At 64.2% G+C, this 1,700-nt stretch carries 2 protein-coding genes; one reads left to right on the top strand and one right to left on the bottom strand.

Translation table 11 applies throughout. From position 1 onward, the window contains the following. Positions 1 to 198: hypothetical protein (locus tag QZY03_RS01515; protein WP_295577533.1), on the bottom strand; the 198-nt coding region annotated here is incomplete at its 3' end. Positions 199 to 300: 102 nt separating this feature from the next. On the opposite strand from QZY03_RS01515, the gene QZY03_RS01520 reads away from it, so the two are divergent. After that, entirely contained in the window at positions 301 to 1,239 is a 939-nt protein-coding gene (locus QZY03_RS01520; RefSeq protein WP_295577535.1) for a hypothetical protein, read from the top strand. Positions 1,240 to 1,700 lie beyond the last annotated feature (461 nt).

Genomic DNA, 1,700 nt, shown 5'->3' on the forward strand with positions numbered 1-1,700 from the left:
CGTGACCGGCGCGTCGCTGCAGGCGCCACCCTGCCAGCGAATGTGCAGCAGCAGTTGCTTGGGTGCACAACGCTCCACCGTTACATCCTGGATCAGCAGACGCAACAGGCGTTTACGATCTTTGGCCGGGGTCGTGGGGGCAACGCCGCGTCCGGCGGAAGTTTCGACGGTCGGTTGGTTATGTGGATGCAGCTTCATCCGGGGGTAATGCGGTATGCTGGGCAAATGCGTGATCACACCCCCTGGCATCGCCTCTTCGGCATCGCCTTGACCGACCTGTTCACCGGTCGGCCGTAGCGCGTGGAGCTGGAGAAAGAGCTGGCGCTCAAGAGCCAACGGCTGGACGTGCTGATCATCGAACGGCTGCCCGGCGCGGCGGCGGTCACCGATGCGGCGGCGCTGGCGGAGCTCCCCGACGGGCTGGAGAACCTCACCGCCCACAATGTGCTCAGCTTTAAATCCAAACAGGAAGCGCTCGACGGCTGGGCCATGGAAGAGTTGATCGGGCACTACGTCACCTATCGTAAACTCGCCTCCATTCAGGCGTTCAGCGGCCCGCCCGCGAACGCGCCTTCCGCCGATCCCGCGGAGCCGTCGGCCGCCGCCGAGCGGCTGCTGCCGGAGGCGGCGTTTCGCCTCTATGCGGTCGCCACCCGCCATCCCACCAAACTGTTCAGTCAACTGGCGCCGGGTGCCCAGCACCCCACGGCCTGGCCCGGCGTGTACGATCTCGACTGGGGCAGTCGCCGCATCCGCGTGATCGTCCTGAACGCTCTGACCAAGCACCCGCGCAACGCCCCGTGGGAACTGTTCGCCAGCCGGCTGGATCGAATCCGCTATGGGTTGGCGCACTATCGGCCACGCAACGCGACGGCACACCTGCTGCGTTTCCATCTGGCGAACATCCATCAACTGGAGCTGCCCGACATGGCTTATACGCTCGAAGACTTCAAACTTGAAACGTATCGAATGCTCATCGACAATTTTCACGCGCTCAGCCTGGAAGATCGCCAGGCGCTACTGGAACGGATGGATATTGCGGACCGTTTGCGTGGGTTGAACACGGAGGAGATCTTGCGCAGGTTAGACCCGCAGGAGCGTTTGCGCGGGTTGGACGCCGAGGAGCGTTTACGCGGGTTGGACCCTGAGGAGCGTTTGCGCGGGTTGGATCCTGAGGAGCGCTTACGCGGGCTGGACCCCGAACAGGTCAAAGCCTGGCTTCAGCGTAAGGGGCATTGACGGGTCGAGGGCGCATTGTATTGGCGGCCGGCCGCGTCTTCGGCCAGCAAGTCCAGGTCGAAGTCGCGTTCGCGCGACGCCGGACCGGTTAGCGCAGCCGCCCGTCAATTGCTCCAATCGTTCGCCGAATTTCCCGAGGAAAGCGGCGCGAGGTTCTGCTGGAACTTCCTGCCGCGGCGAAGTCTGGTTGGTCGATCTTGGTCTCGCGGCGAAGATTCCCTCCTGTCTGGTGAGTCAGTGTGCCGACAGGCGACGCCGATCGTGCTCTGGTTGCGGTCGTCCGCCAGACCACGGCGCTGCGGGAACCGCGGTTCGCGGTTACGGCCTTGATCATCGTTCCGGCCGGCCGTGATCGGTCGGGGCCGCCGTGCGGACCAACGCCCGTTCAGAAGGCTAGTTCAGAATGGAAGATGGCCGGGTTGACGACCATGGCCGTCCAAGACCGCAGTGAGGCGGAGACA

The sequence above is a fragment of the uncultured Lamprocystis sp. genome (assembly GCF_903933125.1).
Lineage (GTDB): Bacteria > Pseudomonadota > Gammaproteobacteria > Chromatiales > Chromatiaceae > Thiodictyon.